The organism is Gammaproteobacteria bacterium (assembly GCA_016195665.1).
Lineage (GTDB): Bacteria > Pseudomonadota > Gammaproteobacteria > SURF-13 > SURF-13 > JACPZD01.
Map to the genome: position 1 here is coordinate 16376 of JACPZD010000016.1, position 15049 is coordinate 31424.

Consider the following 15049-nt stretch of genomic DNA (forward strand, 5'->3'; position numbering starts at 1 on the left):
AGGCGCCCTAATGAAAAATTTGCTGCAAGTATTGCTGGTATCCATACTGCTGATCACGCGCGCATGGGCGGTGGAGCCTTTTGTGGTGAAGGACATTCGCCTCGAGGGTCTGCAACGCATTTCGGCGGGGACGGTGTTCAATTATTTGCCCATCAAGGTTGGCGAGACGTTGGACGAGGCCCGTTCCGCGGAGGCGATCCGCGCATTGTTCAAGACCGGATTTTTCAAGGATGTGCGCCTGGAGCGGGAGGGCGACGTGCTGGTCATCTACGTCACCGAGCGGCCGGCCGTCGCCAGCATCAAGATCTCCGGCAACAAGGACATCGAGACGGATACGCTGTTAAAGGCCCTCAAGGAGCAAGGCATGGCCGAGGGCCAGGTGTTCGACCGCTCGCTGCTCGACAAGGTGGAGCAAGAGTTGAATCGCCAGTATTTCAGCCGCGGCAAATACGGCGTCAAGATCAGCCCGACGGTGACGCCGCTGGAGCGCAATCGGGTGGCGGTCACGATAGACATCTCCGAAGGCCGGGCGGCCAGAATCCGCGAGATCAACATCGTCGGCAACAAGGTCTTTGGCAAGGAAGATCTGCTCGATACGTTCCAATTGGGCGGCCCTACGTGGATCTCGTTTTATACCGACAGCGATCAGTATTCCAAGCAGAAGCTGACTGCCGATCTGGAGTCGCTGCGTTCCTTTTATCTGGACCGCGGCTATCTGAATTTCAATATTGATTCCACGCAAGTATCCATTACGCCGGACAAGAAAGACATTTACATCACCGTCAATATCACCGAGGGCGAGAAGTACACGGTCAAGGAGGTGAAGCTGGCCGGGGATCTGGTTGCGCCCCAAGAAGAGTTGACCAGGCTCATCAGCGTTCAAACCGGCTCGATCTTTTCCCGCAAGGCGGCCACCGAAAGCAGCGCCCAGATCGGCGAACGGCTGGGGAAAGACGGCTATGCCTTTGCCAACGTGAACACCATCCCGGAGATTGATCAGGAAAACAAACAGGTCTCGCTCACCTTTTTCGTAGATCCGGGCAAGCGCGTCTATGTGCGGCGCATAAACATGGCCGGCAACACCAAGACCCGCGACGAGGTGCTGCGCCGCGAGATGCGGCAACTGGAGGGCGCCTGGGCGTCCACTGAAAACATCAAACGTTCGAAGGTGCGTTTGGAAAAGCTCAGTTATTTCGAGGAGGTCAGCGTTGAGACCCCGGCGGTGCCCGGCACGCCGGATCAGATTGACGTCAATTTCAAGGTGGTTGAAAAGCCCTCTGGCAACCTACTGGCTGGCCTCGGCTATTCGCAGACCCAAGGCATCATTTTCAATACCAGCGTCAACCAGGAAAATTTTCTCGGCAGCGGCAGTCACGTCAACGTTGCGTTCAATAACAGCAATATCAATACGATCTACAGTTTTGCATATACCAACCCCTATTACACGGTGGACGGGATAAGCCGCGGCTTCAGTCTGTTCTCGCGCAGCACCGATGCCCTTAGGGCGAACTTGGCGAATTATCTTTCCGATGTGAAGGGCGGTTTAGTCAATTTCGGTATCCCCATCAACGAATTCGATACGATCAGGGTGGGCCTGGGTTATGAAAACACCCTGATCAAAACGAGGGAGAATACCCCCACCGAATTCACCGCCTTTTTGGATGCAAACGGGCGCAGATTTGATACAATCAAGCTTACCTCCGGCTGGTCGCATGATACCCGCAACCGCGCGATCCTCGCCGATGAGGGCGCATATCAAAACCTGACGCTGGACGCCGCCTTGCCGGGGGGGGGGTTGAAGTATTACAAGGTGAACTATCGTCAGTTGAGGCTGTTCCCGCTGGCCAAAAACTGGGTGTTGTCCCTGAACGGCGAGGTAGGTTACGGAGACAGCTATGGCGGTACCACGGAGTTGCCCTTCTTTGAAAACTTTCTGGCCGGCGGCAGCCGCTCGGTAAGAGGTTTTAAAGATAATACCTTGGGGCCTAGAGCTTCGACGGGCAGGCCCTTGGGGGGCAATCTACGCCTGGTGGGGAATGTAGAGGTGTTTTTCCCCTTGCCGTTTGTGAAGGACAGCAAGTCAGCCCGGCTCAGCACCTTTCTGGATATAGGCAATGTGTATGGCACCAATGAAAGCTTCGACGCCGGCCTGTTGCGTTATTCCGCAGGGGTGTCGGTGCTCTGGATTTCCCCCTTAGGCCCGCTGAGCTTCAGCCTTGCACAACCTCTCAATAAAAAAGACAACGATAATGTGCAGAACTTTCAATTTACCATCGGCGCCGCATTTTAGATTTAGGAGAATAGGCTTGAGAAAGATTTTTTACACGCTGTGTACGGCTGTATTTTGGATGTCATCGGTTGCCTCCGCGCAGGAGCTGAAACTCGGATTTGTGAATGTCGCAAAGATAGCGGATGAGGCGCCGCAGGCCGAGGCGGCGCGCAGCAAGCTGGAAAAGGAATTCGCGCCGCGTGATAAAAGCCTGGTGGAGTCGCAAAAGCAGTTGAAGGCCCTGGAAGACAAGCTGGTCAAGGACGGGCCAGTGATCAGCGAAGCGGAGCGCGCCAAGTCGGAGCGCGAGATCGTCTCGCAACGGCGCGACCTTAAGCGCGCCCAGGATGAATTTCGCGAGGATTTCAACATCCGTCGTAACGAAGAGTTCGCGAAGTTGCAGAAGCTGGTGTCGGACGCCATCGTGTCGCTGGCCAAGAAAGAAAGTTACGATCTTATCGTGGGCGACGGCACCATCTACGCCAGCGACAGGGTGGATATTACCGACAAGGTGCTGGAAGCGCTTAAGGGCGCGAAGGGCGCCGAGCCCGCTGCACCGAAGAAAGAATAGGGCGAAGGCGGATGTGCGCCGGGGCAGTTTGGACACTCGGGCAACTTGCACAACGGGTCGGTGGACAACTTAAGGGCGATCCGGACGCGCCGATCTCCCGGGTGGCGCCCCTGCAAACCGCGCAACCCGGCGACATCAGCTTCCTTGCGCAGCCCCGTTACCGCAAACAACTGGCAGCCACCCGGGCCACGGCCGTCATACTGTCGTCTGATGATTTGGAGATCTGTCCGGTCGCAGCGCTGGTGGTGGACTATCCCTCCGTCGCCTATGCGCGCATCGCCGCGCTGCTGAATCCTGTTCCCCGCCAAGAGGGTATACACCCGGCCGCAGTGGTCAGCGCCGCCAGCCGCATACATCCCAGCGCATGGGTTGGCCCCTTGTGTGTGGTTGAAGAAGGCGTCCAGATCGGCGCACGCGCAAGCATCGGGCCGGGCTGCATGATCGGGCGCAATTCCAGGATTGATGAGGACAGCATACTGCTTGCGCAGGTCTCCCTTTGTCCCGGCAGCCAAATCGGGCGGCGCGTGCTGATACATCCGGGCGTGGTGATAGGCAGTGACGGCTTCGGACTCGCCAATGACAACGGGGTCTGGGTGAAGATCCCCCAGTTGGGCCGGGTACGGATCGGTGACGACGTGGAGATCGGCGCCAACACCACGATAGACCGGGGCGCGCTGGACGACACCGTGATAGAGGAAGGCGTAAAACTCGATAATCAAATCCAGGTGGCGCACAATGTGCGGATCGGCGCTCATACCGCGATCGCCGCCTGCGTGGGTATTGCCGGCAGCACCACCATCGGCAAGCGCTGCACCATAGCCGGCGGGGTGGGCATCAACGGGCACATCGAGATCGCCGATGATGTGCACATCACCGGTATGACCATGGTGACCAAGTCCATCTTTCAGCCGGGCGTGTATTCCTCAGGCATTCCCGTGGAACCCAACGCCGTCTGGAAAAAGAACGTGGTGCGCTTCCGGCAGTTGGAAGACATCGTGCGCCGGCTCAAGGCCCTGGAACAGGGCGGCGATGAAACCGCCTCTTGAACATAACGTTGTGTGCAACTACAACAACATCTAATAAAACCTCATGGAGACGCACGTGAATCAGATGGATATCCACGAGGTGCTCAAGCACCTGCCTCACCGTTACCCGTTCTTGTTGATTGACCGCGTGCTGGAGTGCACCCCGGGGAAATCACTCAGCGCCCTCAAGAACGTAACCATCAATGAACCCTTTTTTCAAGGTCATTTCCCGCACCGGCCGGTGATGCCCGGTGTGATGATTCTTGAGGCGTTGGCGCAGGCCACCGGCTTATTGGCCATGCGCAGTCATGATGTGCGCCGTAATGAGGATGTCCTGTATTACCTGGTGGGTATAGATAAGGCGCGCTTCAAGCAACCGGTAGAGCCCGGCGATCAACTTGTCCTGGAAGTGGAACTGAAGCGTAGCGTACGCGGACTGGTGCAGTTCACGGGTCTCGCCAAGGTCGCCGGCAAGGTGGTCGCCGAGGCCGATCTTATGTGTACCCAAAAAGAAATCCCGGTGTGATTCACGAACGAGCCATCATTGATCCCGGCGCGAAGCTGGGGTCGGGGGTTCACGTGGGCGCCTATTCCATCATCGGGGCGGAGGTGGAGATCGGCGATGGAACCTGGATAGGTCCGCACGTGGTCATCAACGGCCCCACGCGAATCGGCAGAGACAACAAGATATTTCAATTCGCCTCTCTCGGCGAAGCGCCGCAGGATAAAAAATATGCAGGCGAACATACCGCGCTGGAGGTCGGCGACCGCAATGTCATCCGCGAATACTGCACCCTCAACCGCGGCACCGCGCAGGGCGGCGGTGTAACCCGGATCGGTGACGACAACTGGATTATGGCCTATGTGCACATCGCCCACGATTGCCTGATCGGAAACCAGACCGTCTTCGCCAACGGCGCCGCCCTGGCCGGTCATGTGAGCGTCGGCGATTACGCCATCCTGGGCGGGTTTACCCTGGTGCATCAGTTTTGCGCCCTCGGCGCGCACTGTTTTTGCGGGATGGGCAGCGCCGTCTCCAAGGATGTGCCGCCTTATGTCATGGTCGCCGGCGGTCATGCGGCGGCGCCGCATGGGATCAATACCGAAGGGCTGAAACGGCGCGGCTTCAGTTCCGAGACCTTGCGTGCGCTGCGCGACGCCTACAAGATCGTTTATCGGTCCGGCCTGACTGTTGAACAAGCCCTGGTTCAACTCGAGCCGCTGGCGCAAGCCCATACCGATGTGAACGAATTTGTCCGGTTTCTGAAAGCCTCGTCACGCGGAATCATTAGATGAGAGAAAAGAGGCAAGAAGGCAGTGAAAAGAGGCAAGAGCAAAGAGAAAAGCTACGTAAGCCTTCCCTTTTTCTCTTTTCACTTTTTTCTTGTCTCAGTCGTTGAATGCGCATCGGCATTGTAGCCGGCGAGGCCTCGGGTGACCTGCTGGGCGCGAGGCTGATTCAAGCCCTGCGTAACCGGGTTCCGGATCTTATTGTGGAGGGCATTGCGGGTCCGCGCATGGTGGAGCAAGGCTGCGCGGCCTTGTTCCCCACTGAAAAACTCTCGGTGATGGGGCTGGTGGAGGTGCTGGGTCATTACCGCGAATTGCGCGCCATCCGTGCAGACCTTACGCGCCACTTCATCACGCATCCGCCCGATGTGTTCATAGTCATTGACGCGCCCGATTTCAATCTCGGTCTGGAATGCAAACTCAAACAGGCCGGCATTCCCACCGTGCATTACGTGAGCCCCTCGGTCTGGGCTTGGCGGCGCTATCGAGTCAGAAAGATAGCCCGCTCCGTGGATCTCATGCTCACGCTGTTTCCGTTTGAGGCGGCGTTTTACGCTTCACACCCCAAGTATCGGGTACCGGTCAAGTTTGTGGGCCACCCGTTGGCCGATACGATAGCGTTGGATGAAGAGACGCATGCGCGGCGTGCCGAGTTGCGGAAACAGTTGGGTATTCCCGCTGCGGCGGAGGTGATCGCCTTGCTGCCGGGCAGCCGCGTCAGCGAACTGAGGTATCTCGCGCGGAGTTTTATAGAGGCCGCGAACTGGTGCAGGGAGCGGCGGCCGGGGTTGTATTTCATCGCACCGCAGGCCACACCGGCGACCCGCCGGCTCTTTGCAGAGGCCGTGTCGGCGTATGCGCCGGATCTGCCCGTGACCCTGCTGGACGGCAGGACGCACGAGGCCTTGCGTGTGGCCGATATCGCGCTGATCGCCTCCGGCACGGCCACCCTGGAGGCGCTGTTGTTAAAGCGCCCGATGGTGGTAGCCTATCGGCTGGCCCGATTGACTGCCCTGCTGGTGAAACCTTTGCTGAGCGTCCCCTGGTTTTCATTACCCAATCTGCTCGCCGGACAGGAGCTGGTGCAGGAGTTCAGTCAAGACCGGGTCACGGCCCGGAATCTAGGCACGGCCATGCTGGATCTGCTTGAAGATCCGCAACGCATCGCCCGTTTGCGCGAAACCTTTACCGGCATCCATCGCTCCCTGCGCAAAGACGCGAGCGCGCGGGCGGCGGAGGCCGTACTCGAATTGACGGGAAAACGATGAGCGATCCGCAGTTCGGTTTGCTCATAGAGCCCGCTGAAGCTTTAATTGCCGGCGTGGACGAGGCGGGCCGCGGGCCTCTGGCCGGGCCGGTGATGACCGCTGCGGTGATTCTCGATCCACACCGCAGAATCAGGGGGCTCGCGGATTCCAAGAAGCTCACTCCCTTGCGCCGCGAACAGTTGGACAGCCTGATACGCGCTCGCGCCTTGAGTTGGTCGCTGGGGCTTGCCACGGTGGACGAGATAGACAGGCTCAATATCCTGCAGGCAAGCCTGCTCGCCATGCAGCGTGCGGTGGCGTGGCTGGACCTGCGGCCACAGTGTGTGCTGGTGGATGGCAACCATTGCCCGGCCCTCGATATGACTACGGTGGCCGTGATTGGCGGGGACGGCACGATCGCCGCCATCAGCGCCGCCTCGATTATCGCCAAGGTCGCCCGCGACCGCCACATGCTGGACATGGACGCCGTCTATCCCGGCTATGGCTTCGCCCGGCACAAGGGCTACGGCACGCCGGAACACCTGGCGGCCTTGCAGAATCTGGGCGTTACACCCATCCATCGCCGCTCATTTTCGCCGGTGCGTGAGAGGCTGGCCTCTGGACGGGCTGCGGACTCTTCAAATTGGCCGCACCTTGAGATTGAACTTGGGAGATGAAATAGTCCGATGCACCCCGTTTTTGTACATCTGCACCTTCATACCGAATACTCGCTGGTAGACGGCATCGTGCGCATCGAGCCCCTGGTCGAGGCGGCGGCGGAGGCGGGCATGCCGGCCGTGGCCGTGACCGATCAATGCAATCTGTTTGCTATGGTGAAATTTTACCGCGCGGCGCAGGCGCGCGGCATCAAGCCCATCATCGGCGTGGAGTTGTGGGTACAGGGGGTCGCTCCAGAAGCGGACACCAAAAAGGCCTCGCACGGGGCGAGTCCGTTACACCGTCTCGTGCTGCTTTGCCAGAGCGACGCCGGTTACCGTAATTTGACCCGCCTGGTGTCGCGCAGCTATACCGAGGGTCAGCAGCGCGGCATCCCCATCGTCCACAAGGACTGGATTACGGGCAGCAGCGAGGGTCTGATCGCCCTCTCGGGCGGCCGCATGGGCGATGTCGGGCAGGCCCTGCTCAGCCGGCAGCCGGCGCTCGCCGAGTCGCTGCTCGCGGCGTGGCAGGCGCTCTTCCCAAACCGGTTTTACCTTGAACTGCAACGCACCGGCCGCGCCGGCGAGGAAGACTATATTCATGCCGCCGTCGAGCTGGCCCTGGCGACGAGCACCCCGGTCGTCGCCACCAACGATGTGCGCTTTCTGAAAGCGGACGAGTATGAGGCGCACGAGGTACGCGTGTGTATCCACGAAGGCCGTCTGCTCGCCGACCCGCGCCGCCCGCGTCAGTACAGCGCAGAGCAATATTTGCGCAGCCCGGCCGAGATGGCCGAACTGTTCGCAGACATCCCCGAGGCAATCGAGAATAGCATGCGGATTGCCGAGCGCTGCAATCTCGAATTGCGCCTGGGGCAGAATTATCTTCCCGATTTCCCATTGCCTGAAGGAGTGGATTTAGAGGAATACCTGCGTCAGCAGGCCAGGCTCGGCTTGGAGGGCAGGTTGAGCACTCACCCGCCCGAGGCGGGCGATGCCGCAGCGTATTACCAGCGGCTTGCCACCGAGCTTGACGTGATTGTGAGCATGGGCTTTGCGGGCTATTTTTTGATCGTGGCCGACTTCGTGAAGTGGGCCCAACAACAGGACATTCCGGTCGGGCCGGGCCGCGGCTCGGGGGCGGGCTCGCTGGTTGCTTATGCCCTGGGCATTACCGGTGTGGACCCGTTACGCTACGGCCTGCTCTTCGAGCGCTTCCTCAACCCTGAACGCGTGTCGTTGCCTGATTTCGATATTGACTTCTGCATGGAGCGGCGCGACGAGGTGATTGACTACGTCGCAGAGCGCTACGGCCGTGAGCGCGTCTCGCAGATCATCACCTACGGCAGCATGGCGGCCAAGGCGGTGGTGCGCGACGTGGGCCGGGTGTTGGGCCAGCCCTACGGCTTCGTGGACACCCTCGCCAAGCTGATCCCCTTCGATATCGGCATCACCCTCGACGAGGCCTTGAAGCAGGAACCCGCATTGCGCGCACGCTATGAAGAGGACGAGGAAGTGCGCATCCTCATAGATCAGGCGCGCGTCCTGGAAGGTCTAACCCGCAACGCCGGCAAGAACGCGAGCGGCGTCGTGATCGCCCCCTCGCGGCTCACCGACTTCACCCCGCTCTACTGCGAACAAGGTTCGGCCAGTGTGGTCACGCAGTTTGATAAAGACGATGTGGAGGCGGTCGGCCTGGTCAAGTTTGACTTTCTGGGCTTGCGCACGCTCACCATCATCCAGCGCGCAGTGCAGACCATTAACCGCAGTGGGCATGCGCTGGACATCACCCAAATCCCGATGGACGACAAGGCGGCTTTCGAGCTGCTCAAATCGCGCTCCACGACGGCGCTCTTTCAACTTGAATCGCGCGGCATGAAGGACCTGGTGAAACGCCTGCAGCCCGATTGTTTCGACGACATCGTGGCGCTGGTCGCGCTGTTTCGTCCCGGTCCGTTGCAGTCCGGCATGGTGGACGATTACATCGCGCGCAAGCACGGCAAGGCCAAGGTGAATTATCCCCACCCCGACATCATCCCCATACTCAAACCGACCTACGGCGTGATTCTCTATCAGGAACAGGTGATGCAGATTGCGCAGGTGCTGGCGGGGTATACGCTCGGCGCGGCGGATTTGTTGCGCCGTGCGATGGGCAAGAAAAAACCCGAGGAGATGGCCCAGCAGCGCGAGATATTTGTCGGCGGCGCGAAACAGCGCGGCGCGGCGGAGAAGACGGCCGTCGCGATCTTCGATCTCATGGAAAAGTTCGCCGATTACGGCTTCAACAAGTCGCACTCCGTCGCCTATGCCATGGTCTCCTATCAGACCGCGTGGCTCAAGGCCCATTACCCCGCAGCGTTCATGGCCGCGGTGCTGTCGTCCGATATGGACCACACCGACAAGGTCGTCACGCTGATTGATGAATGCCGCGAGATGGGATTGAAGATCCTGCCGCCCAACATCAACACCTGCGACTATGCCTTCACGGTCAAAGACGACGCCACGATTTTGTATGGGCTGGGTGCGATCAAGGGCGTGGGCGAGGCGGCAATCGCCGGGATTGTCGCAAACCGTAACAGTCACGGGCCGTTTCATGACCTGTTTGATTTTTGCCGGCGTATAGATCTGCGCAAGGCCAATCGCCGCGTGCTGGAGGCGCTCGTCAAGTCGGGCGCCTTGGACGAGTTGGGTCCCGGCAGGGCGACGCTTATGGCGACGCTGCCGTCCGCAACCACCATGGCGGAACACTATCTGCGCGATCAGGCTGCGGGGCAGAATGATTTGTTCGGCGCGGCGGCCCCCGAGGCCAAAGCCACCGGCGCCTTTATCACCCAGCCGGAGTGGCTAGAGGAGCAGCGCTTGCTCCATGAAAAAGAGACCCTGGGCCTCTATCTCACCGGCCATCCCATCACTCGCTATGAGAGCGAATTGACACAGATCACCGATTGCAGGATTGCCGATATAAAACCGCAGCCCGATAAAACCGTCGTGATCGCCGGGCTGGTGACGGCCATACGGAGCTTGCCCAACAGGCGCGGCGAACGCATGGCCTTCGTGACCCTCGATGACCGCAGTGGACGGATTGAAATCACCGTGTTCGCCGAGACCTATCAGCGCTATCGCGACCTGCTGGTCAAGGAACGCTTGCTTGTCGTTGCGGGCGCAGCGAGCGAAGACGAGTATTCGGGCGGCTATAAAATGAACGCCGAGCACATCTACGACATTAACCAGGCGCGCGAGGTTTACGCGAAGCGCCTGGAGATCGCCGTCGAAGCCGCACGCGCGGGCAATGGTTTTGCCGCCGAGCTTGCGCAAATCCTTACGCCATTTCGCGCCGGGGTGTGCCCAGTTTCGATCGCCTATTGCGGCCAAAATGGGCACGGCAGGGCGGGCGCACAGCTCACGCTGGGGCCGGAGTGGCGCGTGCACCCCACCGATGAGCTGCTGCACCGCCTGAAATCACTGGCGGGAGATGACCGCGTTAGGGTAATCTACTAAGTTGACTATGATTCTGCCCTTGTGGGGAGGTTGGTATGGCTCAAACAGTGATTGATGATGAACAGTTGAAAGAGGCGGTGAAATCGGCTCTTACAGAACTTTTTCAAGAAAGAAAAGACCTATTCCGCGAGCTTGTCGCAGAGATGATTGAGGAAGTCGCTCTTGCCCATGCTATAAAAGAAGGCGAGGCTTCTGAACCGATGACCAAATCTGAAATATTTAAGATTTTAGAAGGCAATGCGTGAAGATCGAGTTCAAAGGCAGTTTTGCCAGAGATTTACTCATAAGTCAGTAATTAAGACTACACTTCATGCTACGTCCCCGCCCCCTATTGAGGGGGCGGGACAGGGTGGGGGTAGAGTAAACAGGGTTTTTACTCAGGAGTCACATTATAACGTTGTAGCCTTATTTTCTGACTCCTGAGTAAAGAAGATAAAGGATAAGGAACTGCTGCAGCAAGTACGTACGATCATTGAACAAATTGAACTGGCTGATAGTCTTCACGGTGTTAAGCACCTAAGACCTCTTGAAGGGACCTCTCGCTACTATCGGATAAGGGTCAGGGATTATCGAGTGGGCATAATAATGGAGCAGGGTACCGTTACTTTTGTAAGATGTCTGCATCGCAAAGAAATCTATAGATATTTCCCATAATAAGCGAGTAGGAATGAACCTCAACTTCCTCGATTTCGAACAACCCATCGCCGAGCTTGAAGACAAGATCGAAGAGCTGCGTTATGTCTGCGATGACAACGAGATCAACGTCAGCGAAGAGATCGCCCGCCTCGAGGCCAAGAGCCGGGACCTGACCGAAACGATCTTTTCCAAGCTGACGCCCTGGCAGGTCGCCCAACTCGCCCGTCACCCGCAGCGCCCCGGCATGATGAAATACGTGGAGCGGATCTTCAGCGATTTTGAGGAGCTGCATGGCGACCGCTGCTTTGCCGATGACGCCGCGGTGATCGGCGGCGTCGCGCGTCTCGACAACCGTTCCGCTTCAGTGATGGTCATAGGCACACAAAAAGGTTACGACACCAAGGAAAAAATCCGCCGCAACTTCGGTATGCCGCGTCCCGAAGGCTATCGCAAGGCCTTGCGCCTCATGCAGCTTGCGGAGCGCTTCAGGATGCCCGTGCTCACCTTTATCGACACCCCCGGCGCCTATCCCGGCGTGGATGCGGAAGAACGCGGCCAGAGCGAGGCCATTGCGCGCAACCTGTTTGCGATGTCGCGCCTCAAGACGCCTATCATCTGCACGGTGATCGGCGAAGGCGGTTCCGGCGGCGCACTGGCCATCGGAGTAGGCGATCGTGTCCTGATGCTCGAATACAGCATCTACTCGGTCATCTCCCCCGAGGGATGCGCCTCGATCTTATGGAAGAGCGCCGACTACGCCTCCCAGGCAGCCGAAGCGATGGGAGTCACCTCCGCGCAAATCCAAGAACTGGGTCTGATAGATCAGATCGTCAAGGAACCCCTGGGCGGCGCACACCGTGACGTGGACACCATGGCGGCGCGCCTCAAGGAGGCCGTCACAGACCATCTCGATCATCTCACCCATGTCCCGCTGGACAAGCTGCTGGAAGAGCGTTACGAGCGGCTGATGCGTTTCGGAGTGTATCAGGATTAACAGGCGCCTCTAAAAATGCGTCTTTTGTCTTTATGCGGCGTTGGAATTCTGCTCGAAATGCTCATGTACTGGCGTGTACACTGCGCTTTCTCGCAGAATTCCGCCTTGCCTAAAGCCAAAATCCACTATTTTTAGCGGCGCCCTAAGGATGTCTGCTGAAGGGTTTTCACCCGATCAACTCCAGCGAATTCTCATCCGGTTTCCAGCAGCGCGTTATTGGGTAGCCTACAGCGGCGGATTGGACTCGCACGTGCTGCTGCACGCACTCGCCCAGCTTGCTATACCTCAGTCGGCGGGGCAGCACAAAATCCCCCCTCCCTTGACAGGAGGGGGCGAGGGGGAGGGTGGTTTTGAATTGCACGCAGTGCACGTAGATCATGGCCTGCAAGCAAATTCCGCACAGTGGGTAAAACACTGCGAAGAAGTCTGCGCCGAACTACAGATCCCATTGCACTCTTTGCAAATCAAAATAAAACTGCAACAGGGCGAAAGCCTGGAAGCCGCCGCGCGCGACGCGCGTTATCAGGCCATCGCAGCACTTATGGAAGACGGCGACGTTCTGCTCACCGCCCACCACCAAGACGACCAGGCCGAGACCGTGTTACTGCAACTGTTGCGCGGCGCAGGTCCTGCCGGACTGGCGGGCATGCCCGAGTGCTCGGCCTTTTCCAAGGGCCTGCATGTGCGCCCGTTATTAAATTTTACTCAGGCGCAATTACGCGTCTATGCGGAGACACACCACCTGGCATGGGTTGAAGATCGCAGTAATCGTGACCTCCGCTTTGACCGCAACTACCTGCGTCATGAAATCACCCCGCGTCTGCGCGCCCGCTGGCCGGGTTACGCGCGCACCCTTTCACGAAGCGCCACCCACTGTGCCGAGTCCGCGCAATTGATGGAGACGTTGGCGGAGCTTGACAGCGGCAACACCGATACCTTATCCGTCACAGCGCTACGCGCCCTCGACGAGGCCCGCCAGCGCAACGTACTCCGCGCCTGGATCAAGCGCCTGGGGTTGCCGCTGCCCAACACCGCACACCTCGACCGTATCCTGCACGATGTCGTGAATGCAAAATACGACAGCACACCCCTCGTTCACTGGCCGGGTGCAGAGGTGCGCCGTTACCGCGATCTCACCCATGCCATGCACCCCTTGCCTGCACATGATCCAAAGCAAATATTGATTTGGGACACGGACACCCCTTTAACATTATCTAATGGCCTTGGCCGTCTAACGGCCACCCCGATAAAAGGTAAAGGCATCAAGGCCGCACTTTGGCAAACGCTGCCCGTCACCGTGCGCTTCCGCCAAGGCGGCGAACGCTGCCGGCCCGTGGGCCGCAAGGAAAACCATGAATTGAAAAAACTCTTCCAGGAAACCGGCATCCCGCCCTGGCGGCGCGATCGCATTCCGCTTATCTACCTAGGCGAACAACTCGCCGCGGTCGCCGGCCTTTGGCTGTGCGAACCCTTTCAGGCTGATTCGGAAGAGATTGGTATAAAAATCAATGGGGTTAGCCCCTGAGCTTTCCCTTAGAGGAAGAAGCAAGACTGGCGAAGTAGTTGGCGCAGGTAAGGCGAGGTGTGATAGTCATACAATGAACATGACCCCTCTAATATGCAGGTCATAACGAGTTTGCAGGTTCATCCAGAAGTCCGCGCTCGTCCCAAAGGCGCGGGCGAGCCGCAGGGCGGTTTCGGGCGTGATACCGCGCTTGCCGTTCAAGATATCCGTAATCCGGCCCGATGGCACACGCAGCCCGAGGGCTAGCCGGTTGGCGGAAAGGTCGCGCGCGGCGAGCTCGCGTTTCAGGATTCGGCCAGGATGGATTAGTGTCATGTTAGTTACCCTCGGTGATATACATAGCGCCATAAATCTACTGCGCGTCTTTGATGCGGGTGCGTGCGGTGCTCGGAATCCTCATGTACTTCTATGTACACTCCGGTTCCTGCGCTCCGCCGCCCCCGCCTGAAACCCGCTCGCTACGATTTCTGTCGCCTACGGCGTAGGCATCCCCGTCTTTGAATCGGAAGCAAATTCGCCATCTGTCATTGACGGTCATCGCCCACTGTCCGGCGCGATCACCCTTGAGCTTGTGCAGACCCACACTTTTTAAGGGACTCAGGTCCTGCAAGCTCCGGGCGGCGTCGAGTGCCGCGAGCAGATCCTGGGCCGCCTCAACATCGAGGCCCCGGAACGGTGAGTTTTTGCCGTCGGTGTAGAACCGCTCCGATGCCCGGTTCGCCCAGGTTCTTATCATATGTACGAAGATGAAGCTGGAATAGCCCAGCCGGTGGAGCATGGATAGGTATTCCAGGCGGTGGGAGATGTTGCCGGCGTTGCCGTGGAACAGCAGCACGGTTCCCCGTGGCTGCGGCGCCGGGACGAACCAGGCATGCAGGCTTTCCCCGTCGCCGGTGTCGAGCCGCACCTCTTCATACTCGAGGCCCGTACCCCGTGGCGTCGCGGAGGACTCGCGGCCTATCTCGGGGAAGTAGACCAGCCGCGACTGAAACAGGAACACGCCGATGAGCAGCGCCGCATAGGCGGTTGCCAGCACTCCTAAAATGTTCCACACCATGCGCACGATGACCTCGGCGAGTTCGCGGCTATTAGGATACCCCGAAAAATTCGAGGTGCCGGGAGTATTGGGACGTCTGGAAAAATTGCATGGGTGCAATTTTTCCAGGTTCCTAATAGGATAGCCGCTTTGCACCTTAATCTTCCCCCAAAATAGTTGACACCTCCCCCTAACGGAACGGAGGTGTTTTATGGGCAAATCAAGACCGCCAAAAGTGCATCGTTACAGCATGCAGTTCAAGGCAACCGCAGTACGTTTAAGCGAGCTTCCCGATGTCC

14 protein-coding genes, 1 other RNA gene and 1 pseudogene are annotated in these 15049 nt (G+C 58.7%); 14 read left to right on the forward strand and 2 right to left on the reverse strand.

Going from position 1 to position 15049, the window contains the following annotated elements; genetic code table 11:
• Positions 1–10 precede the first annotated feature (10 nt).
• The 12 genes from bamA (at position 11) to tilS (ending at position 13714) form a co-directional block, all read left to right on the forward strand.
• On the forward strand, positions 11–2290 hold the full coding sequence (gene bamA / locus HY028_04850) for an outer membrane protein assembly factor BamA (GenBank protein ID MBI3344175.1): 2280 nt from the start codon (positions 11–13) through the stop codon (positions 2288–2290).
• 58 nt (positions 2291–2348) lie between these two features.
• Positions 2349–2840, forward strand: coding sequence for an OmpH family outer membrane protein (locus HY028_04855; GenBank protein ID MBI3344176.1), 492 nt, complete (start codon positions 2349–2351; stop codon positions 2838–2840).
• A gap of 11 nt (positions 2841–2851) precedes the next feature.
• Positions 2852–3886: a UDP-3-O-(3-hydroxymyristoyl)glucosamine N-acyltransferase gene (gene lpxD / locus HY028_04860; protein ID MBI3344177.1), complete on the forward strand. Its 1035-nt coding sequence runs from the start codon at positions 2852–2854 to the stop codon at positions 3884–3886.
• 55 nt (positions 3887–3941) lie between these two features.
• On the forward strand, positions 3942–4391 hold the full coding sequence (fabZ, locus tag HY028_04865) for a 3-hydroxyacyl-ACP dehydratase FabZ (GenBank protein MBI3344178.1): 450 nt from the start codon (positions 3942–3944) through the stop codon (positions 4389–4391).
• Positions 4388–5161, forward strand: coding sequence for an acyl-ACP--UDP-N-acetylglucosamine O-acyltransferase (lpxA, locus tag HY028_04870; protein MBI3344179.1), 774 nt, complete (start codon positions 4388–4390; stop codon positions 5159–5161). The genes fabZ and lpxA overlap by 4 nt, the downstream gene beginning before the upstream one ends.
• 104 nt (positions 5162–5265) lie before the next feature.
• On the forward strand, positions 5266–6423 hold the full coding sequence (lpxB, locus tag HY028_04875) for a lipid-A-disaccharide synthase (GenBank protein ID MBI3344180.1): 1158 nt from the start codon (positions 5266–5268) through the stop codon (positions 6421–6423).
• On the forward strand, positions 6420–7079 hold the full coding sequence (rnhB, locus tag HY028_04880) for a ribonuclease HII (protein ID MBI3344181.1): 660 nt from the start codon (positions 6420–6422) through the stop codon (positions 7077–7079). Before lpxB ends, rnhB begins: the two co-directional genes overlap by 4 nt.
• Before the next feature lie 9 nt (positions 7080–7088).
• The gene (gene dnaE / locus HY028_04885) at positions 7089–10559 is read left to right on the forward strand and encodes a DNA polymerase III subunit alpha (GenBank protein ID MBI3344182.1); all 3471 of its coding nucleotides are present in this window, start codon (positions 7089–7091) and stop codon (positions 10557–10559) included.
• A gap of 35 nt (positions 10560–10594) precedes the next feature.
• Positions 10595–10804: a hypothetical protein gene (locus HY028_04890; protein ID MBI3344183.1), complete on the forward strand. Its 210-nt coding sequence runs from the start codon at positions 10595–10597 to the stop codon at positions 10802–10804.
• A gap of 187 nt (positions 10805–10991) precedes the next feature.
• The gene (locus tag HY028_04895; GenBank protein MBI3344184.1) at positions 10992–11213 is read left to right on the forward strand and encodes a type II toxin-antitoxin system RelE/ParE family toxin; all 222 of its coding nucleotides are present in this window, start codon (positions 10992–10994) and stop codon (positions 11211–11213) included.
• 13 nt (positions 11214–11226) lie between these two features.
• Positions 11227–12189, forward strand: a complete 963-nt coding sequence (locus HY028_04900) for an acetyl-CoA carboxylase carboxyltransferase subunit alpha (protein MBI3344185.1) — start codon at positions 11227–11229, stop codon at positions 12187–12189.
• Between the two features lie 148 nt (positions 12190–12337).
• Positions 12338–13714: a tRNA lysidine(34) synthetase TilS gene (gene tilS / locus HY028_04905; GenBank protein ID MBI3344186.1), complete on the forward strand. Its 1377-nt coding sequence runs from the start codon at positions 12338–12340 to the stop codon at positions 13712–13714.
• A 66-nt stretch (positions 13715–13780) separates the two neighbouring features.
• On the opposite strand, the gene HY028_04910 is transcribed toward tilS, so the two are convergent.
• Entirely contained in the window at positions 13781–14029 is a 249-nt protein-coding gene (locus tag HY028_04910) for a HigA family addiction module antidote protein (protein MBI3344187.1), read from the reverse strand.
• A gap of 83 nt (positions 14030–14112) precedes the next feature.
• Between HY028_04910 and HY028_04915 the strand changes: the two genes are divergently transcribed.
• Positions 14113–14186, forward strand: a non-coding RNA gene (locus HY028_04915) — sX9 sRNA.
• Positions 14187–14189: 3 nt separating this feature from the next.
• On the opposite strand, the pseudogene HY028_04920 reads toward HY028_04915, so the two are convergent.
• A pseudogene (locus HY028_04920) lies at positions 14190–14450 on the reverse strand (type II toxin-antitoxin system RelE/ParE family toxin).
• A gap of 60 nt (positions 14451–14510) precedes the next feature.
• On the opposite strand from HY028_04920, the gene HY028_04925 reads away from it, so the two are divergent.
• Positions 14511–14756, forward strand: coding sequence for a hypothetical protein (locus HY028_04925; protein MBI3344188.1), 246 nt, complete (start codon positions 14511–14513; stop codon positions 14754–14756).
• Positions 14757–15049: the final 293 nt, after the last annotated feature.

Coding starts and splice junctions, on each gene's coding strand:
- rnhB (MBI3344181.1), top strand. CDS start 6,420: ATGAGCGATCCGCAGTTCGGTTTGCTCATAGAGCCCGCTGAAGCTTTA.
- HY028_04855 (MBI3344176.1), top strand. CDS start 2,349: ATGTCATCGGTTGCCTCCGCGCAGGAGCTGAAACTCGGATTTGTGAAT.
- HY028_04910 (MBI3344187.1), bottom strand. CDS start 14,029: ATGACACTAATCCATCCTGGCCGAATCCTGAAACGCGAGCTCGCCGCG.
- HY028_04900 (MBI3344185.1), top strand. CDS start 11,227: ATGAACCTCAACTTCCTCGATTTCGAACAACCCATCGCCGAGCTTGAA.
- lpxD (MBI3344177.1), top strand. CDS start 2,852: ATGTGCGCCGGGGCAGTTTGGACACTCGGGCAACTTGCACAACGGGTC.
- tilS (MBI3344186.1), top strand. CDS start 12,338: ATGTCTGCTGAAGGGTTTTCACCCGATCAACTCCAGCGAATTCTCATC.
- lpxB (MBI3344180.1), top strand. CDS start 5,266: ATGCGCATCGGCATTGTAGCCGGCGAGGCCTCGGGTGACCTGCTGGGC.
- dnaE (MBI3344182.1), top strand. CDS start 7,089: ATGCACCCCGTTTTTGTACATCTGCACCTTCATACCGAATACTCGCTG.
- bamA (MBI3344175.1), top strand. CDS start 11: ATGAAAAATTTGCTGCAAGTATTGCTGGTATCCATACTGCTGATCACG.
- HY028_04890 (MBI3344183.1), top strand. CDS start 10,595: ATGGCTCAAACAGTGATTGATGATGAACAGTTGAAAGAGGCGGTGAAA.